At 66.0% G+C, this 22,529-nt stretch carries 23 protein-coding genes, 1 tRNA gene and 3 riboswitches; of the genes, 10 read left to right on the top strand and 14 right to left on the bottom strand.

Features of this window, described 5'->3' with window-relative positions; all coding sequences use genetic code 11:
- Positions 1-329 precede the first annotated feature (329 nt).
- Both ACIGCK_RS12480 and ACIGCK_RS12475 read left to right on the top strand, forming a co-directional pair.
- Entirely contained in the window at positions 330-854 is a 525-nt protein-coding gene (locus ACIGCK_RS12480) for a hypothetical protein (protein ID WP_396666455.1), read from the top strand.
- Positions 855-895: 41 nt separating this feature from the next.
- Positions 896-5,989 carry a helicase gene (locus ACIGCK_RS12475; RefSeq protein WP_396666454.1) on the top strand — a complete coding sequence of 1,698 codons (5,094 nt, stop codon included), beginning with the start codon at positions 896-898 and terminating at the stop codon, positions 5,987-5,989.
- A gap of 148 nt (positions 5,990-6,137) precedes the next feature.
- Here the strand turns inward: ACIGCK_RS12475 and ACIGCK_RS12470 are convergent, their stop codons facing one another.
- From ACIGCK_RS12470 to ACIGCK_RS12450, 5 genes are all read right to left on the bottom strand, one after another.
- Entirely contained in the window at positions 6,138-6,491 is a 354-nt protein-coding gene (locus tag ACIGCK_RS12470; RefSeq protein ID WP_396666452.1) for a hypothetical protein, read from the bottom strand.
- On the bottom strand, positions 6,488-6,883 hold the full coding sequence (locus ACIGCK_RS12465) for a hypothetical protein (protein WP_396666450.1): 396 nt from the start codon (positions 6,881-6,883) through the stop codon (positions 6,488-6,490). The genes ACIGCK_RS12470 and ACIGCK_RS12465 overlap by 4 nt, the downstream gene beginning before the upstream one ends.
- Positions 6,880-7,509 (bottom strand): hypothetical protein, encoded by a 630-nt coding sequence (locus ACIGCK_RS12460; protein ID WP_396666448.1) that lies wholly within the window; start codon positions 7,507-7,509, stop codon positions 6,880-6,882. The genes ACIGCK_RS12465 and ACIGCK_RS12460 overlap by 4 nt, the downstream gene beginning before the upstream one ends.
- A gap of 118 nt (positions 7,510-7,627) precedes the next feature.
- Positions 7,628-8,338, bottom strand: coding sequence for a HEAT repeat domain-containing protein (locus ACIGCK_RS12455; RefSeq protein WP_396666446.1), 711 nt, complete (start codon positions 8,336-8,338; stop codon positions 7,628-7,630).
- A 22-nt stretch (positions 8,339-8,360) separates the two neighbouring features.
- Complete coding sequence (locus ACIGCK_RS12450; protein WP_396666444.1) at positions 8,361-8,804, bottom strand: NUDIX hydrolase; 444 nt, start codon at positions 8,802-8,804, stop codon at positions 8,361-8,363.
- Positions 8,795-8,893, bottom strand: a riboswitch (TPP riboswitch). Its footprint overlaps the gene before it by 10 nt.
- 436 nt (positions 8,894-9,329) lie before the next feature.
- A riboswitch (TPP riboswitch) is annotated at positions 9,330-9,425 on the top strand.
- Between the two features lie 88 nt (positions 9,426-9,513).
- Here ACIGCK_RS12450 and thiM point away from each other — a divergent pair.
- The 5 genes from thiM to ACIGCK_RS12425 are packed head-to-tail and all read left to right on the top strand — an operon-like array spanning position 9,514 to position 13,614.
- Positions 9,514-10,338: a hydroxyethylthiazole kinase gene (gene thiM / locus ACIGCK_RS12445; RefSeq protein ID WP_396666442.1), complete on the top strand. Its 825-nt coding sequence runs from the start codon at positions 9,514-9,516 to the stop codon at positions 10,336-10,338.
- Positions 10,335-10,988 (top strand): thiamine phosphate synthase, encoded by a 654-nt coding sequence (thiE, locus tag ACIGCK_RS12440; protein WP_396666440.1) that lies wholly within the window; start codon positions 10,335-10,337, stop codon positions 10,986-10,988. The genes thiM and thiE overlap by 4 nt, the downstream gene beginning before the upstream one ends.
- A gap of 40 nt (positions 10,989-11,028) precedes the next feature.
- Positions 11,029-12,072 carry an ABC transporter substrate-binding protein gene (locus ACIGCK_RS12435; protein ID WP_396666439.1) on the top strand — a complete coding sequence of 348 codons (1,044 nt, stop codon included), beginning with the start codon at positions 11,029-11,031 and terminating at the stop codon, positions 12,070-12,072.
- 2 nt (positions 12,073-12,074) lie between these two features.
- Complete coding sequence (locus ACIGCK_RS12430; RefSeq protein ID WP_396666437.1) at positions 12,075-12,854, top strand: ABC transporter permease; 780 nt, start codon at positions 12,075-12,077, stop codon at positions 12,852-12,854.
- On the top strand, positions 12,844-13,614 hold the full coding sequence (locus ACIGCK_RS12425) for an ABC transporter ATP-binding protein (protein WP_396666435.1): 771 nt from the start codon (positions 12,844-12,846) through the stop codon (positions 13,612-13,614). The genes ACIGCK_RS12430 and ACIGCK_RS12425 overlap by 11 nt, the downstream gene beginning before the upstream one ends.
- On the opposite strand, the gene tenA is transcribed toward ACIGCK_RS12425, so the two are convergent.
- Genes tenA through thiD form a run of 3 tightly spaced genes read right to left on the bottom strand, consistent with a single transcriptional unit; the run spans position 13,615 to position 15,739 of the window.
- Positions 13,615-14,274: a thiaminase II gene (gene tenA, locus ACIGCK_RS12420; RefSeq protein WP_396666433.1), complete on the bottom strand. Its 660-nt coding sequence runs from the start codon at positions 14,272-14,274 to the stop codon at positions 13,615-13,617.
- A complete protein-coding gene (locus ACIGCK_RS12415) occupies positions 14,271-14,933 on the bottom strand; it encodes a TenA family protein (protein WP_396666432.1) in 663 nt (220 codons plus the stop codon). Before ACIGCK_RS12415 ends, tenA begins: the two co-directional genes overlap by 4 nt.
- Positions 14,930-15,739, bottom strand: coding sequence for a bifunctional hydroxymethylpyrimidine kinase/phosphomethylpyrimidine kinase (gene thiD / locus ACIGCK_RS12410; protein WP_396666430.1), 810 nt, complete (start codon positions 15,737-15,739; stop codon positions 14,930-14,932). Before thiD ends, ACIGCK_RS12415 begins: the two co-directional genes overlap by 4 nt.
- 91 nt (positions 15,740-15,830) lie before the next feature.
- A riboswitch (TPP riboswitch) is annotated at positions 15,831-15,922 on the bottom strand.
- Between the two features lie 241 nt (positions 15,923-16,163).
- Here thiD and ACIGCK_RS12405 point away from each other — a divergent pair.
- Positions 16,164-16,979: a hypothetical protein gene (locus tag ACIGCK_RS12405; protein WP_396666429.1), complete on the top strand. Its 816-nt coding sequence runs from the start codon at positions 16,164-16,166 to the stop codon at positions 16,977-16,979.
- A gap of 204 nt (positions 16,980-17,183) precedes the next feature.
- On the opposite strand, the gene ACIGCK_RS12400 is transcribed toward ACIGCK_RS12405, so the two are convergent.
- Positions 17,184-17,801: a LysE family translocator gene (locus ACIGCK_RS12400; RefSeq protein WP_396666427.1), complete on the bottom strand. Its 618-nt coding sequence runs from the start codon at positions 17,799-17,801 to the stop codon at positions 17,184-17,186.
- 80 nt (positions 17,802-17,881) lie between these two features.
- Positions 17,882-18,670 (bottom strand): AraC family transcriptional regulator, encoded by a 789-nt coding sequence (locus tag ACIGCK_RS12395; protein WP_396666426.1) that lies wholly within the window; start codon positions 18,668-18,670, stop codon positions 17,882-17,884.
- Positions 18,671-18,947: 277 nt separating this feature from the next.
- Here ACIGCK_RS12395 and ACIGCK_RS12390 point away from each other — a divergent pair, with 277 nt between their 5' ends.
- Positions 18,948-19,544: a hypothetical protein gene (locus tag ACIGCK_RS12390; RefSeq protein WP_396666424.1), complete on the top strand. Its 597-nt coding sequence runs from the start codon at positions 18,948-18,950 to the stop codon at positions 19,542-19,544.
- Positions 19,545-19,575: 31 nt separating this feature from the next.
- Here the strand turns inward: ACIGCK_RS12390 and ACIGCK_RS12385 are convergent, their stop codons facing one another.
- The 3 genes from ACIGCK_RS12385 to ACIGCK_RS12375 all read right to left on the bottom strand — a co-directional run bounded on the left by ACIGCK_RS12385 (position 19,576) and on the right by ACIGCK_RS12375 (position 21,271).
- Entirely contained in the window at positions 19,576-20,739 is a 1,164-nt protein-coding gene (locus ACIGCK_RS12385; protein ID WP_396666422.1) for a tyrosine-type recombinase/integrase, read from the bottom strand.
- 69 nt (positions 20,740-20,808) lie between these two features.
- A complete protein-coding gene (locus tag ACIGCK_RS12380; RefSeq protein ID WP_396666420.1) occupies positions 20,809-21,078 on the bottom strand; it encodes a helix-turn-helix transcriptional regulator in 270 nt (89 codons plus the stop codon).
- Positions 21,079-21,194: 116 nt separating this feature from the next.
- Positions 21,195-21,271, bottom strand: a tRNA-Ile gene (locus ACIGCK_RS12375).
- A 111-nt stretch (positions 21,272-21,382) separates the two neighbouring features.
- Here ACIGCK_RS12375 and ACIGCK_RS12370 point away from each other — a divergent pair.
- Positions 21,383-22,105 (top strand): VIT family protein, encoded by a 723-nt coding sequence (locus tag ACIGCK_RS12370; RefSeq protein ID WP_396666419.1) that lies wholly within the window; start codon positions 21,383-21,385, stop codon positions 22,103-22,105.
- A 16-nt stretch (positions 22,106-22,121) separates the two neighbouring features.
- Here ACIGCK_RS12370 and ACIGCK_RS12365 read toward each other — a convergent pair whose 3' ends face one another.
- The gene (locus ACIGCK_RS12365; protein WP_330170773.1) at positions 22,122-22,526 is read right to left on the bottom strand and encodes a DUF3566 domain-containing protein; all 405 of its coding nucleotides are present in this window, start codon (positions 22,524-22,526) and stop codon (positions 22,122-22,124) included.
- Positions 22,527-22,529 lie beyond the last annotated feature (3 nt).

Below are 22,529 nucleotides of genomic sequence, written 5' to 3'. Positions count from 1 at the left end.
TCACTAGCTGCTTTCCTGCCGGTTCTGTGATATGCGAGGTGACCATGCGCGCTCTTGATGCTTTTCCCCTGACGGGTGCCCCTTTCTGCGTGTCGGGGCGCCCGCGTACACTGGAAGTGTCTAGTCCGCTCTCGCATACCGGGAGCAGCTGCTGATGGCGCGTCGTAAGCGTCTCGATCCGGCCTTGTACGGTCAGGTCGAACTCGATCTTTGGGGGCTGGACGACACCACTGCGCAGGAGACCGTCACGGTTGGCGCAGCCACCCCCGACCCTGTTCCGTCCGTATCGGATACGGCGGAGTTGCCGGGGCAGATTGAGGAAGGAGCAGATGATGACGCACTATCAGACGCTCGCCCGGAACCATTGGAGCCGCTACGCCCCGACGAGGGTCGAAGCGATCCCGAACCCGGACGAGTTCTTCCAGATGCTGGGCCAGCAGGTTCACGAGCAGGTGACCGAGCTGACCGTCCAGTTGGCGGGGCAGGATCGGGCCGGGGAGAGCTACCTGGAGAAGGTCGGACGGTTGGGCGCGGCGCGGCTGCGGGCGGAGGAGATCGTGTTGACGGAGCTGGTGTGGATCAGTTCCCCGGAGACGAGCCCGGCCGAGGCGCGGGAAGCGTGGGAGCTGGATCGGACCTCGGACTCCTGGCTGGTCTCCTGGGCGGAGCGGATTCAGGACTCCCCGGAGGATCAGATGCCCGCGACCGAGGAACTGGTCGACCTGGCAGCGGAGTGGATGCTGCCGGTGACGTTCCTGCAGGCGCTCCTGGAGGCGGAGTTCCCGGCCCAGTTCCTCCGCGAGCACCAGGAGACCCTCGCCCAAGCGGCGGAGCGCCGCTACCACCGCTCCTAAGCGACACCGCGGAACCCGCCACCCCCAATACACCTGCCGGGGTGGCGGGGTCCGCGGTGGCGTTTCTGCCGGGTACGCAGGAGGATCTGGCGCCGTCGGGCGCGAAGGCCAGGTTCGAGGCGAACATCGAGGCGATCGGCATCGTCCGCGCTCTCACCGCTGAGGAGCGCCCGGCGACCGCAGGTGAACAGCAGCGGCTGGCGCGCTGGTCGAGCTGGGGTGCGATCCCGCAGGTGTTCGATGAGGAGAACACGGACTGGGTGACCGAGCGTGCCCTGCTGCGTGGGATGTTGGACGAGCAGGAGTGGCGGGCTGCGGCGCGCACCACGATCAACGCCCACTACACCGATCCCGCCTATGTCCGGGAAATCTGGGATGCCGTCGCTCGGCTCGGGTTCCAGGGCGGCACGGTGCTCGAGCCCGGGTCGGGGGCGGGCACGTTCATCGGGCTGGCCCCGGCCTCTGCCCGCATGGTCGGGGTGGAACTCGACCCGCTCACGGCCGCGATCGCCCAGGGCCTCTACCCTGGCGCGGATATCCGTGCCGAATCGTTCGCGGACACCAAAGCTTCGGCGGCATCGTTTGATGCTGCGGTGGGGAACGTGCCGTTCGCGGACGTCACCTTGCACGACCCAGTACATAATGCGTCGGGGCACTCGATGCACAACCACTTCATCGTCAAAGCCCTGCATCTGACGCGGCCTGGCGGTGTGGTGGCGGTGCTCACCTCGCATTGGACGATGGACGCGCAGAACCCGGCAGCCAGGCGGGAGATGAACGAGCTCGCAGACCTGCTCGGCGCGGTGCGACTCCCCACCGGTGCGCACCGGCGCGCGGCCGGCACCGAGGCGCTCACTGATCTGCTGATGTTCCGTCGTCGCGACCCCGGCGAGGAGCCCGCGAGTGACGTGTGGGAGATGGTCACGCCCGTGACGATCGATGGGGAGCGGGTGAAGATCAACACCTACTTCGCGGACTACCGGCCCGATCATGTGCTCGGCGAGCTTCGGGTCGGGCAGGGCATGTACGGGAACCAGACGCTCCGCGTCACCGCCGACCTGACCGGCGTGTCGCGGCTGCTGCGCGACACACTCACTGAGATCATCACCTCTGCGACCGAGCGCGGGCTGACCTTCACCCCGCCCACGGCGGCGCAGGAGCAGGAACGCGCGGCGAGAGTCGCCGCCGACCCGGCCCTGTTCGACGGCTCCATCCAGGCCACCCCTGACGGCACATTCCGGGTCGTGTCCGGTGGGGAGCTGCTGCCACTGAAAGTGCCCAAGTCCGCCGCTGTCGAGCTGCGGGCGCTGTTGACGTTGCGGGACGGCGCGATCGGGCTGCTCGAGATGGAGGCGGCCACCCGGGATGACACCGACGAGATCGAGACCGCCCGCGCCCGGTTGCGTGACCAGTACGACAGGTACGTGGCCCGGTATGGTCCGCTGAACCGGTACACGCTGCGCCGCACCGGCCGCACCGACCCCGACACCGGGGAGGACACGCACGCGAGGATCGTGCCGACGCCGTTACGGATTCTGCGCGGCGACCCGTTCGGGCCGCTCGTCGTCGCGCTCGAGGTGTTCGATGAGCAGGAGCAGACCGCGGCCGGCGCATCGATCCTCTCTGGCCGGGTCGTTGCCCCGACCCCGCCCGTGCGCGGTGTCGAGAGCCCGGCGGATGCGCTCTCGGTGAGCCTCGACCGCACTGGCCGAGTCGATCTGGAACTCATTGCCGAACTCCTCGGCACCGACGGGCCCGACGCGCGGGCCGCCCTTGCCGGGCATGTGTTCGAAGACCCCAGTACCGGGGACCTCATTCACGCCCCCGAGTACCTGTCGGGGAACGTGCGCATCAAGCTCGACGCCGCAGAGGCCGCAGTCAAGGACCGCCCCGAGTTCCAGGGCAACGTCGACGCGCTGAAAGCGGTGCTTCCCGATCCGTTGGGGGTAGATGAGATCGCGGCGCGGCTCGGCGCGGTATGGATCAGCGCCGCCACGCATGAGGAGTTCCTGCGCGAGATCCTGAAAGCCCCGGACGTGAAAGTGGAAAACCCGCTGCCGGGCATGTGGGAGGTGCGCGGCGGCAGACAGGGCATCCTCGCGACCAGCGAATGGGGCACCCAGCGGCGCCCCGCACCGGATCTGGTGCAGTCGGTGATGGAGCAGAAACGCATCCAGGTGTACGACGAGCACCGCGACCCCGACGGCACCACGGTGCGGATCTTCAACCCCGTCGAGACAACCGCGGCGCAGGAGAAGGCCGACCAGTTGCAGGAACGGTTCTCGGAATGGGTGTGGGAGAACCCCGAACGCGCCCGCCTCCTCGCCGACGAGTACAACCGTCGATTCAACTCGATCGTGCTGCGCGACTACAGCAGCGCCGGCGAGTACCTTACCTTCCCCGGTATGGCTCGCAGCTTCACCCCGCGCCCGCATCAGCGGGCTGCGGTCGCCCGCATGATCGCCGAGCCCGCCTGCGGCCTGTTCCACGAAGTCGGAGCAGGGAAGACCGCAGAGATGGTCGCCGGCGTCATGGAGATGCGGCGTATGGGGCTCATCCAGAAGCCCATGCTGGTCGTCCCGAATCACATGCTCGAGCAGTTCTCCCGCGAATGGTTGCAGATCTACCCGCGGGCCAGAGTGCTCGCCGCGTCCAGTCAGGATCTCACCGCCGACCGGCGCCGCTTGTTCGTCGCGAGGGCGGCCGCGAGCGACTGGGACGGCATCATCCTCACCCAGGGCGCGTTCGCGCGCATCCGCGTCGACCCCGCCACCGAACGCGACTACATCGAGCAACAGGTCATCACCCTGAAGGCCGCCTACGACTCGGCGAAGGGTGAGGATCGGATGAGCGTGAAGCGCATCCAGAAGCGGCTCTTGCAGGCCGAGAACAAGCTCAAGGGGCTCGTAGATCGAGCCCGTGATCCCGGGATCACGTTCGAGGCGACCGGGGTGGACTATGTCGTCGTCGACGAGATGCACATGTACAAGAACCTCGCCACCGAGTCGAACATCCGTGATGCCGCGATCGATGGTTCCGAGCGTGCCAGCGACCTACACTTGAAGCTCGAATCGCTCCGGGGGCGCGGCCGCGACCGGGTTGTGACCGGGGCGACGGCGACCCCGATCGCGAACAGTGTGACCGAAGCGTATGTGATGCAGCGCTACCTGCGCCCTGACCTGCTGGAGGAAGCGGGCCTCGGACACTTCGATGCCTGGGCGGCGACGTTCGGGGAAACCGTCACCGAAATGGAGATGTCTCCCACCGGCTCCTCGTTCCGGCTCAAGACCCGGTTCGCCCGTTTCCAGAACGTGCCGGAGATGCTGCGCCTGTGGTCGGTGTTCGCGGACGTGAAGACCGCCGAAGACCTCCAACTGCCCGTGCCGGACATTCAGGCCCGCGCCGACGGGAAGCGCGCCGCCGACACGGTGGTGCTCGCCCCCACCCGGGAGCTGCAGGCGTACATCGACGACATCGCCGAACGCGCCGAACGCATCCAGCACAAGCAGGTGCGCCCGGATGAGGACAACATGCTCAAGGTCTCCACCGACGGCCGCAAAGCCGCCCTCGATGTGCGCCTCGTCATCCCCGATACCCCCTCCGGGCCGTCCAAGGTCGATGTCGCCGCCGACATGATCCACCGCGTCTGGGAGCAGCACCGCGGCCGGGAGTTCCTCGACCCCGCCTCCGGTGAGACCTCCCCGGTTCAAGGCGGGCTGCAGCTGGTGTTCTGCGACCTCGGAACCCCGAACAAGGACCGCTGGAACGTGTACGACGAACTCCGCGCCCAGCTCGGTGTGCGGGGGCTGCCTGATGGGGCGGTCCGGTTCATGCACGAAGCGAAGAGCGACACCGATAAGGCTCGTCTGTTCGCGGCCGCCCGCTCCGGGCATATCGCGGTGCTCGTTGGCTCCACCGAGAAGATGGGCGTCGGCACCAACGTACAGGCGAGGGCGGTCGCCCTGCATCACCTCGACTGCCCCTGGCGGCCGAGCGATATCGCGCAACGCGAAGGGCGAGTGATCCGGCAGGGCAATCAGAACGCTGAGGTGCTCATCACCCGGATCGTCACCGAGGGCTCCTTCGACTCGTACATGTGGCAGGGCATCGAACGCAAAGCACGATTCATCGGGCAGATCATGCGCGGCAGTCTCGACGTGCGCGAGATCGAGGAGATCGACTCCGCAGCACTCTCTGCCGCTGAGGCGAAAGCGATCGCGTCGGGAAACCCGCTCATGCTGGAGAAGTCGATCGCGCAGAATGACTACACGAAGCTGCAACGCCTCGAACGCGCCCACTCCCGGAACCAGTCGATGCTGCTCCACACCCGCTCTCGCAGTAAGGAGCTCATGATCAGCGCCGAAAGCGACGCTTCGGAACTCGAACGTGCGCTCCCCGGCGTCCAAGACACCAGCGGCGACCGATTCCGCATGACCGTGAAAGACCGCACCCACACATCGCGCGTTGACGCGGCAGAAGCGATCGCGTACTGGGCGCGCGAGCACAACCTGCAGTATCTGTCGAACTACGCTGAACGGAGCCTCGGAACGCTCGGCAGCATCTCCGGGTTCCAGGTTAATGCCCGCGCCGTTTCATCACTCGGGCACGTGCAAGTGCAGTTCACGCTCGAACAGCTCCCCCGCACCAGCTTCTCCCTGCCCCGCGACCAAGTCCTCTCCGCCACCGTCGGACTCGTGCAACGACTCGAGAACCGGGTCTCGCAGCTCCCCAGCATCATCGAAGGCCTCTATGAGGAGATCCGTCAAGAGCGGGAAGTGCTCGACGAAGCCGAGCAGCGCATCGATCAGCCCTTCAAGCACACGGCCGCACTCGAGGCCGCGAAAGCGCGACTCGACCGAGTCGAAGCCGAACTCGTTGAGCTGAGTGCCGAAGCACAGAGCGAGACCCCGGAAGCGGACGCGGACACCCCCCAGCCCGACCCTCCTCAAGCTGCGCAGAGCGGAAGCGAGTCACCCCGCGTGCTCACCAAACAGGCAGTTCGGGACTTCCAGCCCTCCTTCGGCCCTCCCGCCACACCTCACACGCCACCCGCCTCGGCGAACGTCACGGTGACATCACTGCTGCGAGAAGCATCGAGGGCGCCGAGCACCGAACCTCCCACGCCGTCGCTGTGATCAGACCCTGACGGGGCGATACGGGCCCGGCATCTGCGCATGTTCGGCACCATCGTGCGTGATGATCGCGGCGATATCGTCACGCAGAATGCGTCCTTTCCCCATCCAGGCGGTACGCCTGTCTTGGGAGTCCGGTTCGCGGGGCTGCTCAGGTAAGAGCGCCGTAGGCGACGATCGCGAAGAGCACGGCCGGGCCTGTGACCAGCAGAATGGTCCACCAGATGCGTCGCTTCCCCAGTCGCGCACGCGGAAGCTTGACGGTGGCGTACCAGGCTGCAAGCACCGCCAACGCGAAGGGAAGGCACAGAACCCACAGTCCGACCTCGCTCTGCCCGCGCCCGTATCTGCGGGTCGGTATTTCCACGGTCGCGCCTTCCGGTGCGATGAGCAGCACCGCGCAGGCACCGAGCAGCAGCAGCCCTGCGACCCCGTACATCGTCACACGCAACGGACGAGATGATGCTGCCGCAACGTTCTCTGACGCGTTCTCATGCGCGTTCACGGGGCGTCTCCGTATCTGAGATCGTCGAGCGCTTCCAGGCGCGCTCGTTCCTCCTGACCAGAACTGACGATGCTGCGCAGCTCATCCAGGGTGATCCGCGACGCGCCACCCCTGCCCCCACCACCGTCGGGTTCGGTGAACGTCTCACGGAGGACGTAGCCGACGCCCTGGGCCTCCCAGCCCGAGAGCAGATCGAGCATGCGCGCCGCACCAGCGTCGAACCAATCGTTGGTGAACATCTCGACATCGAGCACCGGAGCCCCCGAAGCGATCAAGCCCCGCAGCTCAGCGAGCCCCCGAGCCGAAAAGTCTTTCAACTCGACCAGCACGCGTGCGGGTGCTGTCGTGCCGTCGATGAGCACCTGGAGCTGCGGAGACGAGAGAGCATTCACTGGGGATCTTCCCCTGTCGTCGTGTCGGTGAGGTCGGCGACGAGGCCGGCGAGGTAGGAGCGCAGGTCGGGGGCGTGGAAGTGCTCGTTCTCGAACCCCCACACCTCTGGTTCTCCCGCGGTGGCTCCGCTCGTGCGGGAGTGCGTGGGCGGATCGAAGACGAAGTAGGCGCGGTTGTAGACGGCGCCCGAGAGCGTGTCGAGCCAGAACAGGGCGCACCGTGACGGGTCGAGACCTGTGCCGTGTGCATCCACGAGCACCGCCGGCGCATCGAACTCGTACCGCAGAATGCCGGGGAGATCGAGTCGGGGGTCGGTGAGATGGTCGAGGTAGTCGTCGGGATCGATCACGTTGTTCAGCAGCACGCTGTGCCGCCAGGATCGGGCGTACGAGTAGAACTCGACGAGTTGCGGGCTGAGTGGAATGCGTGTCTCACCGTCCAGAGCGATCAGCTGCGCGGGCGGCGACCCTGAAGGCCCGCACCGCAACTCTCCCGATTCGAGTTCATATCGCGTCTGCCACGGCGACTCACGGATCGCGACGAGCGACGCGGTGATCGACGTGCGGGGAGGTGCGGGCTCGACGCCGGTGATCCAGCCGCCCCCATAGACGATCGTCGGACTCATCAGCCGTCAGACCTCGCCACATCCATGCCGACCATTCTAGAGAACCCGCCCCACTCAGGCCGATGGCACGCAAGGGCGAGGCCACCGATCGTTTCGCGCCCACGCTCAAGCCCCACCGTCAGTCGGGGAACGACTCCGGGATCCGGGTGTCGGCGGCCTGCGCGTTCCGTGAGAGAAATGCTTGACCGCGTGTTTCCCAGTCCTCCCCCGCCTCGAAGCTCGACGAGGTGGTGCCCGAACCTGCGCGGCAGGTGACCCACACACTGGTGCCGTCGTCGCTGGGAGTGACGATGTAGCCGTGGGTGGCAAGTGCGAGCTGCGTCGTCATGAACTCGCGTGTCTGCTCGTGCGACTCCGCCTGGGTGGCTCGTTCGAGCGCCGGCAGAAGGTCGACGAGGCCGCGCCCGCACACGTTCTGCGCAGCCGTGGCGCGTATCCGGTGGCTGCGGTCGTTCAGGGCGCGCGGCAGCAGCACAGCATGGAGCGGCGACAGCTGATGCCTCGCCAGGGCCGTCATCGCGGACGCGCGGACGGTGACGGCGCGTGCGGCCAGCATCGAGGTGATGGCCTCCCGCGCAGACGCGAACACATCAGCGAGCCGGCCGAGCAGGTCTGCGCTCTCGCCCCGGACGATGCTGCTGCGATGCTGTGCATGGGTGAGCAGGAGAGCCAGGCTCTCTGCGTCAAGCGCTTCGTTGCGCACCACGGTGTTGAAAGCCTCGACGGTCGTACGGTAGTCCTCGACCAGTTCGGGGTATCGCGGCTGCAGGTACGTCTGCACCCCGTAGGGTCGCAAAAGTAGCTGCGTCCTCTTTCCGTCGTTCGGCATCATTCAAGCGTATTGAGATAGTTCAAGAGCTTTGCGCGAGCCGGAAAGCAGTCTCGGCAACTTCGCGCACATCAAGACTGAGTGCAAGGTCTCCGTGTTCGAGTTCTTCGATTGAAAACCAGCGTGCTTCCAGCGCGTCATCAGCTGCCACGGGTACCCCGGTTCGCCAGTCGCACCGCACCGCGACGAGGACGAAGTGCTGGAGGAGGGTGCCGGAGTCGTCGTGATGGAAGGCATCGACAGCGGTGAACACCTCGCGTGCTTCACCGTGCACGCCGGTTTCCTCATGCAACTCGCGTAGGGCGGCTTGCTGAATCGTTTCGGCGGTTTCGATCTTCCCGCCAGGGAAGCCCCACCGCCCGACATCTGGCGGGTTCGCGCGACGCACCAGCAGCACCTGGCCGTCACGGATGACTGCTGCGATCGTCGCGACAATCGGGCGGGGCGGAGAAGTGGAAGCACTCACTTGGACATTCCTTCGATAGTTCGAACTAGAGCAGGTTCGACGAGTGTGATCTCAGCCGCAGATCCCGTGCAGCACCCCGTGTCACGTCACACCCGTCTACCGAGGATTTGTGCTGCTCATCGGTCAGTGGCTCTTTGCGAGGGAACGTTTATCCGAGGTCTTGCGTTCACTCTCGCCGCTTTTTCGGTGTACTGGCGGAGGTGCGGATTCCGTGCAGCAAGAGTGGAGGGCACCGATGCCGCCGGCCAATCTCACCCGGGGTCCCACAGAGGCTGGTAGTCCTCAGCGTCTCCGTGCTCCTGCCGACCGCATAGTTTCGTACCAGGATAGGGCCGTGGCCGGCTGCCCGTGTTGGTATCCGATCTTTCTATATGGTCCCTGGCGCCGTGGGCTGCACCGATCTGGTTCAGTGTCGGCGAATCACCGTCGACAGCCCTCGCCAGGATCTGCCGTGCTCCTGACCATCGGCGGCCCTAGCGTTCCACGGGAGTGCTCCCAGTTGTGACCGAATGCGTTAGGCTAGTGGGCAGTGACACGGGGTGCCGCACCCAGCGGCTGAGATCACACCCGTCGAACCTGATCCAGTTCGTACTGGCGAAGGGAATGTCCGGATGACTTCAGCGCGTTCGAGATACCGATCCAGGTGTCCGCTTTCGGCGTGCCGTCATGATGCTCGACTTTCTTTCGCCGTGGAAAAAAGCGAGAGCTCATGTCTGTCTCATCCTCCGCGGTTCTGCTCGGTGAGCTGAGGGCGCAGACCCCGCTGGTGCAGTGCATCACCAACTCGGTGGTCACGAACTTCACCGCGAACACCCTGCTGGCCATCGGCGCGGCACCGGCGATGGTCGACATCGTTGGCGAGGCCGGACCGTTCGCCCGTCTCACCGGCGGCCTGTTGGTAAATCTGGGAACGCCGATCCCGGAGCAGCGCGCAGCGTCCGAGGAAGCGGTCGCCGCGGCGAACGATGCGGGCACGCCGTGGGTGCTCGATCCGGTCGCGATCGGGTCGCTGCCCATCCGCACAGCTCTGGCCGAGAAGCTCGCCGCACGGGCTCCGTTCGCGATCCGGGGCAACGCCTCCGAGATCCTCGCGCTCGCAGGGGCCGGATCGGGTGGCAAGGGCGTCGAGGCTACGGATGAGACCGAGGCGGCCGCACCGATCGCGTTGCGGCTGGCGAGAGACCTGCGCACAGTCGTCGCGGTGTCCGGACCGGTGGATCTGATCACCGACGGCGACCGCACGCTCCGGGTTTCGAACGGTGACCCTCTGCTGACGAAGATCACCGGCGGCGGGTGCGTGCTGGGTGCGCTGATCGCGGCATTCGCTGCCATCCGTGGTGAGTTCTCACCGGTCGAGGCGGTGGCTGCTGCGCATGTGGTGTACGGGATCGCCGCTGAGCGTGCCGCTGCAGAGACGGCAGGACCCGGGTCGTTCGCTGCCGGTCTGCTCGACGCATTGCACGCGATCAGTGCGGCGGAGGTGAGCGCGTCCGAGCAAGTGCGCGCCGAGACGGCGCCGGGCGGCGAGGCATGAACCTCGGCATCTACCTGGTGACCGATCGTGCGATCTGCGGTGCACGGGGCGTGGTGGAGACGGTACGGGCAGCCGTCGATGGCGGGGTGGCCGCGGTGCAGCTGCGCGACAAGCATGCCGGCTTCAGTGCACATCTGCGTGAGCTCGAACGTCTGGCAGAAACGATCCAAGGCCGCGCGCTGCTGCTGGTCAACGACCGGCTCGATGTCGCGGCAGCGGCCAGAGAACGCGGGATCCCGCTCGACGGGGTGCATCTCGGGCAGGGTGACCCCGCCGTGCTATCGGCCCGCGCCGAGCTCGGCCCCGACGCCGTGATCGGCCTGACAGCGAACAGCGACGAGCACCTCGCAGCGGTAGCACGTCTACCCGACGGCACCGTGGACTACCTCGGCATCGGCGTGATCCGCCCCACGGCCACCAAGCCGGACCACCCACCGGCACTCGGGTTCGACGGTTTTCAGCGCCTAGCGGCCGCGGCACCGGTGCCCTCGGTCGCGATCGGAGGCATCGGCCTGGACGATATCACCCGGCTGCGCGACGACGGCGCCGCAGGGGTTGCCATCGTCTCCGCGATCTGCGCCGCCGACGACCCCAAGGCGACCGCGCGCCGCTTCGTGCGGGCCTGGAGCCGAGCACGAACCGCCCCCTGAACCTCACAAACCTCATTCCCTGAACAGAACAAGGAGAACCGTGACCATTTCACCCAGATTCCGACGCGCTTTGACAGCAGCCAGCGCAATTGCACTCACCACCGTCGTCCTCACCGGCTGCGCCGGCACCGACAACGATGCCCCGGCCGATGATCAGCGCACGACCGTGCGTTTCGCACTGGACTGGACCCCGAACGTGAACCACACCGGCCTGTACGTGGCCCTGCACGAGGGGTACTTCGAAGACGCCGGCATCGATGTCGAGATCCTGCCGTTCAACAACAGCAACCCCGAGGTGCTCGTCGACGCTGGTCAGGCGGAGTTCGGTATCAGCTTCCAGGACACCTCCTCCTTGTCGATCGCCTCCGGCGCCGACCTCACATCGGTGCTCGCCGTGCAGCAGACGTGGGCGACCGAGGTGGCTGTGCTCGGTGACCGCAACGACATCACTAGCCCCGCAGACCTCGACGGTCTCGTCTTCGGAGGGTTCGACAACCCCGCCGAAACCATCACCATGCAGGGCGTCGTGCAGGCCGCGGGCGGTGAGGGCGACTTCGAGACTGTCGTGCTCGGCACGTCGGCCTATGAGGCGCTCTACTCGGGGGATGTCGACTTCACCGTTCCGTTCGTCGCGGTGGAGGGCGTCGAGGCAGAGCAGCGCGGGATCGATCTGAAGACCTTCGCCTACACCGACTACGGGTTCCCGGACGCCTATCAGGTGATCGTCGTCGGCAACGGTGCCTGGCTCGAGGAGAACCCCGACGTGGCGCGCGACTTCGTGCAGGCGCTGGCCCGAGGTTACGAGGACTCGATTGCCGACCCGGAGGCGACGGCTGAGATACTGCAGGAGGAGAACTCCGGTCTGCTCACCGAGCTCGACCTGCTGGTCGAGGGTCAGCAGATGCTCTCCGAAGGCTACATGCTCGATGAGAACGGTGACTTCGGCTTGCAGACCCAGGAGCACTGGAGCGAGCTCGGTGAGTTCCTCTTCGATACCGGTCTGCTCACCGACCGCGACGGGACACCGCTGACCGAGCAGCCGGACTGGTCGGAGTTCTTCACGAACGAGTACCTGCAGGACTGATCATGCGGGCGCGCTCCTGGGCGAATCTGTGGGTGCCGGTTGTCTTCCTCGCCGTGCTTGTCGCGGTGTGGGAGGCGGCCGTGCGCCTGACCGGGGTGCGCCCGCAGGTGCTGCCCGCCCCGTCCCGTGTCGCGGAGTCGGGGTGGGAGCACCGCGCGGCCATCGTGGATCACGCCGCGGCGACGCTCGGTGTGACGGCGGTCGGTTTCGGCGTCTCTCTGGTGTGCGCGTGGGTGATCGCGATCGCCATCGATTTCTCGCCGTTCATGCGTCGGGGCCTCATCCCGCTGCTGGTCGCCTCGCAGACCATCCCTGTCATCGCGATCGCGCCGCTCATGATCATCTGGTTCGGGTTCGGGCTGCTGCCGAAGATTCTCGTGGTCGCCCTTGTCACGTTCTTCCCGATCGCGATCGGTCTCGTCGAGGGTTTTGCCCGCACGGATCGGGAGGCCTCCGCGCTGCTACGCAGTATGGGGGCGGGGAGGCTCCGCGAGTTCCTGCTCGTGCGGCTCCCCTCGGCGCTGCCGTTGTTCTTCACCTCGCTCAGAATCGGGATCACCTACGCGGTGATTGGGGCGATCTTCGCCGAGTACGTCGGCGCGAAAGAGGGGCTCGGGATTTACATGAGCGTGCAGAAGAACGCGTTCCGCACCGATCTCGTGCTCGCCGCAGTCGCCGTCACCGCGCTCGTCAGCATCACCCTCTACCTTTCCACCTACGTCATCGAACGGCTCGTCATCCCGTGGCATCTGAAGGAAAGGAGGGCGGCGAATGAGCGCTGAAGCCGCGCCCCGCCTCGAACTCGATGGGATCACCCGGGAGTTCCAACTGCGACGCGGTCAGACCCGTCGTGTGCTCGACGATGTCTCGCTCCAGGTGTCGCCGGGCGAGTTCGTCTCGATCGTCGGGCCGTCCGGGTGCGGCAAGAGCACCCTGTTCAACATCATCGCCGGCCTCGACCAGGCCACTTCGGGGAGTATCCGAGTCGACGGACGAGAAGCGGCGGGATCCCGCAACCACGCCGCCTACATGCCCCAGAAGGATCTCCTCTTTCCCTGGCGGAGCATCGCCGAGAACGCCGCACTCGGGCTCGAAGTGCAAGGGATCAAGCGCCGTGCTGCTCAGCAACAGGTGCGCGAGTGGTTCCCTCGCTTCGGTCTGGAAGGGTTCGAGGATGCCCTGCCGTTCGAGCTGTCCGGCGGGATGCGGCAGCGCGCGGCGCTGCTGCGCACCGTGGTGCAGCAGCGGCAGACCCTGCTGCTCGACGAACCCTTCGGTGCTCTCGATGCGCTCACCAAGCAGGAGCTGCAGGCCTGGCTGCAGCAGGTTTGGATCGAGTACGACTGGACAGCCCTGCTCATCACGCACGATGTGCGCGAGGCGATCCTGCTCTCCGACCGTGTCGTCGTGCTCACCCCGCGCCCGGCGTCCGTGCGTCTGGTGATCGATGTCGCACTTCCCAGGCCGCGTGGCATCGAGACCATCGCGCATCCTGAGTTCGCGCGGCTCGAACGCACACTGCTTGAAGCCCTGAGCGACTGATCAGTTGAACGAGTCGAGCGCCTGCTGCCAGAAATCGGCTTCGAGACGGGTGGCGGCGCGGAACACGCGTACCAGCGCATCGAACCGCTGCGGCGTGACCTCCCCGCCCGTCAACGCGTCAAGGCGTTCGATTGCGGCCGTTGCGGCCCCCTGGAACTCGTCGCCGGCGTACTCGGCGATCCACTCCGCGTACGGGTGATCCTCGCGGGCCCGGCGCCCCGAGTCGAGAGCGACTCCGATCTCGCCGTAGCCGATCGTGCAAGGGGAGAGCGCGACGTGCAGGTCCAGCAGGTCGCCGGACATGCCGGTGTCCAGCACGTAGCGGGTGTAGGCGACCGTCGCCTGCTTCTCAGGCGCCGCATCGAGCTCGTCTTCCGGGATGCCCCACCTCGCGGTGAGGCGACGGTGCAGCTCGGTCTCGTGCAGGATCGCGCGCAGCGCTCCGCTCGCGTCCGTGATGTCGGCGAGGCTGCGGCTCTTGTACGCGGCCAGCGCGTTCGCGCGGGCGAACTGCACGAGAAACAGGTAATCCTGCACCAGGTAGTCCTGGAACACCGGCAGCGGCAGGGTGCCCTCGCTGAGCTTCTGCACGAACTCATGCTCGGTGTAGGCCTGCCACTCGGGGCCGATCGCGGCCTTCAGATCTTTGAACAGGGTCATCGGGCTGCTCCTTCCAACGGGTGTGCGTAGCTGGCATCGAAGAACGCGAGTTCGATGGCGGTGGCGCGCGCGAAGAAGTCTTCAGCGAGCGCCTGCTGCGAGGGGCCGACCCGGTCGAGCTCGGCGCGGAGGAAGCCGACGAGCTCATGGAACTCGGGGTAGTCGTGGAGCGTGATCCAGTCGGCGTGCACAAAGCTCTCCGGCAGCGCTTCAGGAGCCTTCGTGGCCCAGTCGAGGTACAGCCATTCGGCCACGAGCAGCACCGCCAGGATCGCCGCATACTCGCGGGCCTCGGCCGCCTCGCGGAACAGCGCCGTGAACGCCGCCGTCGGTTCCGTGTCCGGGATCTGCTCGCGCTGTTCCTCGGTCACGCCGAGTGCGTCGAAGGCACGTAGGAAGTAGGTGTTCTCATCGCCCGCGACTTCGCCGATGAAGCGGGCCAGCCGCAGCCGCGGCTCGAGCGCGTCGGCGCTCGCGACCGCGGAGCCGAGCAGTACCAGGAAGTCGTCGAGGAAGCGGTAGTCCTGCACGAGGTAGCCAGCCATGACGGCGTCGTCGATGCTGCCGTCGAACAGTTCGCGCACGAAGCGGTGCGAGACCGTCCGCTCCCAGGTGTCTCGGTTCTGCTCGCGCAGCGCGTCGGTGAATCTCTCGGTCATCGTTCTCCTCCTCGGTCGGGTGCGTCGCCCCAGAGGGCGTGGAAGTGGTGGACGGGGCCGTGGCCGGAGCCGACCTCGAGCTCGTCGGCTCGGCGCAGCGCTTCGGTGAGGTACTCCTTCGCATGTTGAACCGCCACGGGCACGGCGTGGCCCGGGAGGAGTGCGGTGATCGCAGCCGACAGGGTGCAGCCGGTGCCGTGGTCGTTCACGGTGTCGACGCGCGGTGCGGTCAGCTCGATTGTCTCGGCACCGGTGAGGATGTCGACGCTCTCGCCACGGCCTAGGTGCCCGCCCTTCAGCAGCACCCATTCGGCCCCGAGACCGCGCAGCTCATCCAGGGCCTCCCGCATCCCTGCGAGGTCGCCGATCTCGGTGTCGCGTCCGAGCAGCACCGAGGCCTCGGGGAGATTCGGGGTGATCACGGTGGATCGCGGCACCAGTCGCTCGCGGATCGTATCGACGGCGTCCTGCTCGAGGAGATGATCGCCGCTCTTGGCGACCATCACCGGGTCGAGCACCACCGGGCACCTCGCGTAGCGGTCCAGACTCTCGGCGATCGCCTCGGCGATAGCGGCGTTGGCGACCATCCCGATCTTCACCGCGTCTACGCGCACGTCCTCGAACACCGCGGCGATCTGATCGGCAACGAATCCCGGCTCCAGAGCGACGAAGCCCTGCACACCCTGTGTATTCTGAGCAACGACGGCCGTGATCACGCTCATCCCGTAAGCGCCCTGCGCGGAAAAGGCCTTTAGATCGGCTTGGATCCCCGCGCCCCCGGTGGGGTCAGTGCCCGCGATGGTCAATACGTTCGGAATCAAAGTCCCGTCTCCATCTCTCGCTCGTGTCGAGCCTGGAAACGGGAGTGCCCGCCAGCACCTGTAAGTGTGCCTGCATAGCGTCGCTCATCGACATCCCTCCGCGAGTCCGAACTCGATCAGGTTCCCGGGTGTGATCTCAGCCCGCGTCGGGCACCCCGTGTCTACACATCCACCATAGCCAAAAATCATCTTCGAGGGGCGAACGCGGCGCGGAACTACTCCGCTCAGACGTGCGAACGCCGTGACCGACGGCTGTCAATACCGTTACGTTGACGAGGTGCTACGCAGAGTAACGCACCCAGTTCTCGGTGTTGCGTGGCTTGAGCGACGCGGGCGCAGCCATCAGCCGTCGACCCTCGCCGTATCCATGCCACCCATTCTAGAGATCCCCTTTCGATAGCGTTGAGTCATGGTCGATGAGCATTCCTGGCGCGTGACGCGTGACGATTCCGAGGATCTCGGTTTCGCACTGTCCTGCCTCACCGCGGGCGCGGTCACCCTGGACGAGTTCACGGGCTGGATCTACCTGGTCCTCGAGCAGTCCGACGAGTTCCCCGGCTACCTCATCGACCTCACCGATGTCGAGCACAAGCACGAACTGCTCAGGGGCTGGCGCGACCTGGTCGGGTTCTTGCCAGCATCACCGCTCTCATCCCGAGAGGAGAAGGCGGTTGTCGGGATCGCCTACGCCCGGTTCGAGAGATTCCGCCACGACACCATCCGCCGCGGCGCGGCGAGCGCGGCGCTTCACGAGTCCGATACGCTCCGGACGCGCTTCGCCCGCAGCTTCCCCTCGATCCGCATTCCCGACGAAGAACGAACCGCAGGCGCGAGTGCGCAGGATCGTCGCGTGTCGACATGGCGGCTGGACGGTGCCGAGGACCGACCGCTCACGATCTCCGAGATCCAGACGCTGTTCATCAACCGGATGGCGGCCGGGCAGCTCACCATGATCCTCGAATCCGACACCGGGATGGTGCTGCATCTGGTGACGAACCGGCAGCGGGTCATGGTCATGCTCACCGGCCCCGGAGACACGGCGGGTCATGCGATCGACGCCGAGGCCGAGGGGCTGAGCCGCGGATATGCGCTCGAGAACGGGCAAGAGGACGAATACCCCGACCGCGACACCGTGACGATCCCGACTGCTCTCAGACTCATCGGCGACATCCTCGCTCACGACGCTCCGCCGCAACGAGGCTGGCACATCGATTCCCCTCTGTAAGCACGAGCACGGCCGATCCAGTCTGAGGCTCTTGCGCTCAACGTGCTGCCGAATTGCTGGCTTTGAAGTGGTGATGCTGCTTGCCTCCGGACTCGTTGGGAACAGAGACGCGGAGTATGGAGCCGCCAGAGCCTCATGGGGTGTCTCTGCACCTGTCGACGTAAACGGCATGTTGCGCATGTTCCCGGGAAGCACGCCGCGCGTTTACGTCAGGAGTTGCAGGGAGATGGTGGCGATCATGCCGAGTCCGAAGAGCACGAGGAAACCTCCAGCGGCCCTGGTGAGCCAGGGAACGATCCGTCCCAGCCGGGTCAGGGCGCGCTGGGAGCCGAGTGCGATCGCGACGAACACATCCCAGGCGAGCACGATAGTGAACATCCACGCTCCGTAGACGATAAGCGTCAACGGCGGTGCACCGGCAAGTGCGGCGGCGAGGCTGAGGTAGAAGAGCGCGTTCTTCGGATTCAGCAGCCCCGAGGCGATGCCGAGGCCGAAGTTCTTCATCCAGGTCGCCTGCGCGATTCCCGGTTTCTGGTCGGGATCGAAGCGGGCTTTCGAGCGGATGAACGCGACACCGATGTGCAGCAGGAACACGCCTCCCGCGAGCTGGATCACGGCGAGCACAGTCGGGTGGGAGATCAGGGAGAGACCGGAGAACGCGGCGGCGATGAAGATACCGTTCGCGGTCGCGATCCCCAGGCAGGCGCCAGTCGCGGCCCGCCATCCGCTGGTCATCGCCGTGCGGGCGATGAGGAAGAAATCGACGCCGGGGATCAGCAGGGCCAGGAAGTGCGCGACGGCAACCGCGACAAACTGCTCCACACCACTCCCTGCGACTCCGTGACGGCGGACTCGTCAAGTATCGGAATGAGGGAGCGGGCGGGTCTTGTACGTTCTTGCGCTCACGCCCGGTACGCGCCGGGCGACGCGGCGACATGGGCGCGGAACACGCGGTGGAAGTGGCTCTGATCGGTGAAACCCAACTCGTGCGCGGTGTCGGCGATAGGGTGCCCCGCGCGCAGCATGTGACGCGCCTGCGCGATGCGGGCGTTCTGCCGCCACGCCAACGGCGCGAGCCCCGTGGCGCGCTTGACCGCGCGAACCAGCTGGTACTTCGTGAACCCAGCAAGCACAGCCAACTCATCGAGACTCGGGTTCGATTCATCATCCCGGAGCCGATCAAGCACGGGACGCAGCCGTTCGAGTAACTGCACGTCGGTGTCGCTCACGACCGTATGCTCCGGCGCGGCATCGCCGAGCTCGCCCACGAGCTCCCGGAAACTGCTCTCGATACGCTCGGCAGACGCGCCTGCGAAGATGAGGTCGCTCCACGCGCGGGAATCGTGATGCAGGTCCGAGCGGCGCAGCACAGTGATCCCAGAGAACAACGCCGTCGCACGCTCGGTCGTGGCCAGAGCGGTTGCCCATTCTTGATCCATGTGGATCATCTGGTACCGCCAGGAACCGTCGTTGGGATTGCACTGATGCACCTGACCGGCCGCGATGACGATGACATCGCCAGGTTCGAGCCTGACACTGCCGCCGAGCGACCCCGCGAACACCGAAGTTCCCGCTTCGATGATCCCGACTGAGAACGCATCGTGCGCATGCGGTCGATAGCAAGAGTTCTCCTGACAAGACCGCCGCGCTTCGATATGCGGGAGCCCAGCGTGCCGCACAAACTCAACCAACCGCGCACCTCCTCATCGCCTGTTGCGCCTTCGCTGAACCGGCTCTCTCTCCCAGGGTACGCGCTGCTCTCCGCAGATGCCTTCACCGCCCTCATGCTTCTCACGCTCGGCGGGTTCCTGCTCCGACGCGCATCACGCGGAGCATCGCTTCACACCCCCTGACGCACGGGACGCACTTCGCTGCGGCCTGTCACGACGTGCTGAGCATTGTCGGCCGAGTCGTTGGGAACGACGGGGCACCTTCCTGCGCATCCGCTTGTGTGCGAGGAGGACCGACATGGCCGACGACGCGTTCGACCCAGACGACATCCCGGAGCTTGACCAGCCCGAACCCGAACCATTCAAGCGAGCGGAGACGCCCGTCGCAGAACCGACATTTCAGCCGCCAGCTCCTCCGCCATCACCCGTGAACTGGAACCTCATCACCGCGCACCAGGCCGAAGAAGAATGGATGCTCCTGAACGGTTGGGTGAACTGGCTCCGAGCCACCTACGGGCTCCCCGCGGCGACGATCCCGCCAATGTGGCACCGGCACTGGGAACTCATCTGGGAGCTCTCCGCTCTCCACACGCATTGGCTCACCTGCTACCACCCGACCCGGGATGGTTCGGCACCGCTGCTGTGGCACGCTGACTTCGCCGCAGCGTGCGCCCGGCTCCGGAACTGGGTCACGATCAACGGCAGTAAGCTCGACCGGGACCGTCCGACACGGCAGACCACCTGGCCGGGTGAAGACCCCGTCGACGACGGCGACGAAGAGATGATCGTGGATCGTGACGAGGACTTCGTCAACTTTGTCGTCGACGACGTGCAACAGCGCGCAGCCGCCGAGGCAGCGAAGGAAGCCGCGCGCGCAGCGCAGCATCACAGCTGATGCCGGTGCCGCACCATTGGCCTGTGTGGTGTCAGGCTGCTTCCCGTTCCTTTCCCTCTGACTTGTCGATTGCATTCTGAGTGGAATCGGGGGAGAGGAACTCGTCGAGAATTTGTGCGCTGCGCGGATTGACCTTCGTTTCGGGTTCGATGTAGTGCGTGCGCGTGATCTCGTGAGAGCTGTGGCCTAAAGTCTCTGAGGCGAGGGCAATCCCGTCTGAGCGATGGATCGTCGTGGCGACGGTTCGGCGGAATGCGTGCGGGGTGACTCCTTCGATCCCGGCCTCCTCCAGGATGGTACTCAGCCGTCGTCGGATGTTGTTCGTTGTGTGCGGCGTGCCATTTCTGGTCTGGAAGAGTAGCTCGTCGTCAGTCGTTCTCGGGTGCGTTTTCAAGAGTTCACGGATCGCGGAGACGGTGAATTGTGGGAGCGCGATGCTCCGTCGCGAGGAGTCGGTTTTGGGGTAGTCCTGGCGGACGGGGCCTTGGCCTTTGAAGTGCACGATGGTGCCGCAGAGCTTCACCGTCGGCACTTCATCTTCAAGGTCGAGGTCGCACATTCGGATGGCCAGTACCTCTCCGATCCGTGCGGAGGTGCCGAGCATCGTTTCGATGATGACTTCCAGCTGTCCATCTGGTCGAGGGCCCATGCGGCCTTCGCCGCGGCGCCAGTTCGCCACTGCGAAGCGGATGCTCTGCACCTGTTCGATCGTGAGAGACGTCGGCTGGGCCTTGGGCTTGTACAGTCGGCGCGTTTGCGGCACCGGGTTGCGAACCATTGCGTCGTAGCGGGTCGCCAGACCGAGGGCGAGCCCGAGCACGACCTTCGCGTGCTTGGCCCGACTGTAGCTCTTCATCGCTTCGCGTTTGAGGAACTGGTCGACGCGGCTGACGCTGATCTCTCGGAGCGTGTAGTGTTCGAATGCTCCCATGACGAGGGTGCGCATGTTGCGGATATAGGTGTCCTTCGTCGAGGGCGCCAGTCGATTGTCACCCTCCATGTCCTCGATCCAGAACTCGACAAGCTCTGGGAAGGTCGTGTCCCCGGTCAGCACGTCCGAACCTATGCTCCGGTCACTGCGGTTCGCCATGCGCTTCTTCAGTTCTGCTCGTGCTGCGTTCTTCGATGAGCCGCGCGCCTCGACCCGCCGCACCTTTCCATCCCAGTCTCGGAATCGGGCGGAGGCGATGACCACGTCGCCGACGGTTCGTGTGCTGATCTCTCCGAATGTGCCGATGGCTGTGCGTGGCCTACCCATGGTCGCTCACCTCGCATCGGTCGGCTCGGCTCGTTCGTCCATCCAGCGTTGCACTTCGGGAAGCGTGAAGCGCAGTTCTCGGCCGAAGCGGTATCCGCGGGGTCCGATGCCGGCTATCCGCCAGTCGTAGATCCGCTGCACCGGCACATCCAGGTAGCGGGCCAGTTGATGCACGGTGATGAGTGGCTCGAGGCCGTCGATGGTTTCCTGCTCGTCCATGCTGAACAGGTGCGCGAGACCGTCCACTCGAGGTGTGCCGAGCTGTGTCGAGCTCACCGACCGAAGTGGTCGGATCCGGGCGGTTGCGTCGGAGTAAGTGGAGAGTTTTTGGAGGGTATATCAAGTCTGCCTGCCGTGATGATCACGGGCAACCTTGACTTTCCGCCGTTGTATGGTGGGGCTACCAGGACTTGAACCTGGGACCTCTTCATTATCAGTGAAGCGCTCTAACCGCCTGAGCTATAGCCCCGCAACCTCCAAGACTTTACCGGACCCCCGCCGATTTCTCGAATCGAGTGGCCACGGATTCTCCCGGTCCGCCGGCGGACAACCGCCCCCGCGTGGGTGTTGACTGGCCCCCATGACAGGCCCCCCACGCGCGCATCCCGGCGAAGCGCACGACGGCGCGATCGGGCGCCGCCTCAACTGGCTGCGAGCCGGCGTGCTCGGCGCCAACGACGGCATCGTCTCGGTTGCCGCTCTCGTCGTCGGCGTGGCGGGCGCAACGACCGACAGCGCGGCGTTGCTGACGGCGGGTGCGGCCGGCCTGGTCGGCGGGGCGACCTCGATGGCTCTCGGCGAGTACGTGTCGGTGAGCAGTCAGCGCGACAGCGAGCGCGCGCTCATCGCCAAGGAGAGCCGGGAGCTGCGGGACATGCCGGAGGAGGAGCTCGAGGAACTCGCCGGCCTTTATCGCGCGCGAGGCCTCTCCGACGACACCGCCGAGCGGGTGGCACGGGAGCTGACCGCCCACGACGCGCTGTCGGCCCACCTGGAAGTGGAGCTCGGAATCGACCAGGGCGATCTGGTCAGCCCGTGGCAGGCGGCCTTCTCGTCCGCGATCGCGTTCACCGTCGGCGCTCTTCTGCCGCTGCTCGCGATCCTGGTGCCCCCGCCGGACTGGCGGGTACCCGTGACGTTCGCCGCGGTGCTCATCGCGCTCGCCCTGACGGGCGTCGTGTCGGCACGACTCGGGGGCACGGGGCCGCTGCGGGCGTCGATCCGGCTGGTGATCGGCGGGGCGCTGGCCCTCGCCACGACCTTCCTGATCGGCTCCCTGCTGGGAACGACCGTGATGGTGTGACCAGTCGGGCGTGTGATCAGTTGGACGTGAAGCCGACGAGCAGTCCGCCCGTCACCTTGACGGCGAGGTTGTAGATGCCCGCGACGACGGCACCGAGCACCGTCACGACGATGAGGTTGAGGATCGCGACGACCGCGGCGAAGGCCATCACCTGGGGCAGGCCCACGAACTCGGTGATCGAGACGCCGTTCTCCGAGAAGCTGCGGAAGAACTCGTCGACCCGCGCGATCAGTCCGGTCGTCTGCACGACCATGTAGATCAGGAAGAACGACACGACGGTCACGATCGCCAGCGCGACCGACGCGAGGAACGACAGCTTCACGGCCGACCAGAAGTCGATGTAGACCAGCCGCAGGCGCACCTGCTTGGCACTGGTCTGCCGGCTGGACTTCTTGGCCAGCTTGTCGGCGACACTACTCATACG

Source organism: Microbacterium sp. NPDC078428, assembly GCF_044542535.1.
Classification (GTDB): Bacteria; Actinomycetota; Actinomycetes; order Actinomycetales; family Microbacteriaceae; genus Microbacterium; species Microbacterium limosum.
The sequence above is the reverse complement of the archived record's forward strand: the minus strand, read 5'-3'. Positions and strand labels throughout refer to the sequence as shown.

Bases quoted from the DNA above. Each gene is read 5' to 3' on its own strand.
- ACIGCK_RS12405 (WP_396666429.1), top strand. From the start codon at position 16,164: ATGGTCGATGAGCATTCCTGGCGCGTGACGCGTGACGATTCCGAGGAT.
- thiM (WP_396666442.1), top strand. From the start codon at position 9,514: ATGTCTGTCTCATCCTCCGCGGTTCTGCTCGGTGAGCTGAGGGCGCAG.
- ACIGCK_RS12415 (WP_396666432.1), bottom strand. From the start codon at position 14,933: ATGACCGAGAGATTCACCGACGCGCTGCGCGAGCAGAACCGAGACACC.
- ACIGCK_RS12425 (WP_396666435.1), top strand. From the start codon at position 12,844: ATGAGCGCTGAAGCCGCGCCCCGCCTCGAACTCGATGGGATCACCCGG.
- ACIGCK_RS12365 (WP_330170773.1), bottom strand. From the start codon at position 22,526: ATGAGTAGTGTCGCCGACAAGCTGGCCAAGAAGTCCAGCCGGCAGACC.
- ACIGCK_RS12460 (WP_396666448.1), bottom strand. From the start codon at position 7,509: ATGAGTCCGACGATCGTCTATGGGGGCGGCTGGATCACCGGCGTCGAG.
- ACIGCK_RS12390 (WP_396666424.1), top strand. From the start codon at position 18,948: ATGGCCGACGACGCGTTCGACCCAGACGACATCCCGGAGCTTGACCAG.
- ACIGCK_RS12480 (WP_396666455.1), top strand. From the start codon at position 330: ATGATGACGCACTATCAGACGCTCGCCCGGAACCATTGGAGCCGCTAC.
- thiE (WP_396666440.1), top strand. From the start codon at position 10,335: ATGAACCTCGGCATCTACCTGGTGACCGATCGTGCGATCTGCGGTGCA.
- ACIGCK_RS12430 (WP_396666437.1), top strand. From the start codon at position 12,075: ATGCGGGCGCGCTCCTGGGCGAATCTGTGGGTGCCGGTTGTCTTCCTC.
- ACIGCK_RS12455 (WP_396666446.1), bottom strand. From the start codon at position 8,338: ATGCCGAACGACGGAAAGAGGACGCAGCTACTTTTGCGACCCTACGGG.
- tenA (WP_396666433.1), bottom strand. From the start codon at position 14,274: ATGACCCTGTTCAAAGATCTGAAGGCCGCGATCGGCCCCGAGTGGCAG.
- ACIGCK_RS12370 (WP_396666419.1), top strand. From the start codon at position 21,383: ATGACAGGCCCCCCACGCGCGCATCCCGGCGAAGCGCACGACGGCGCG.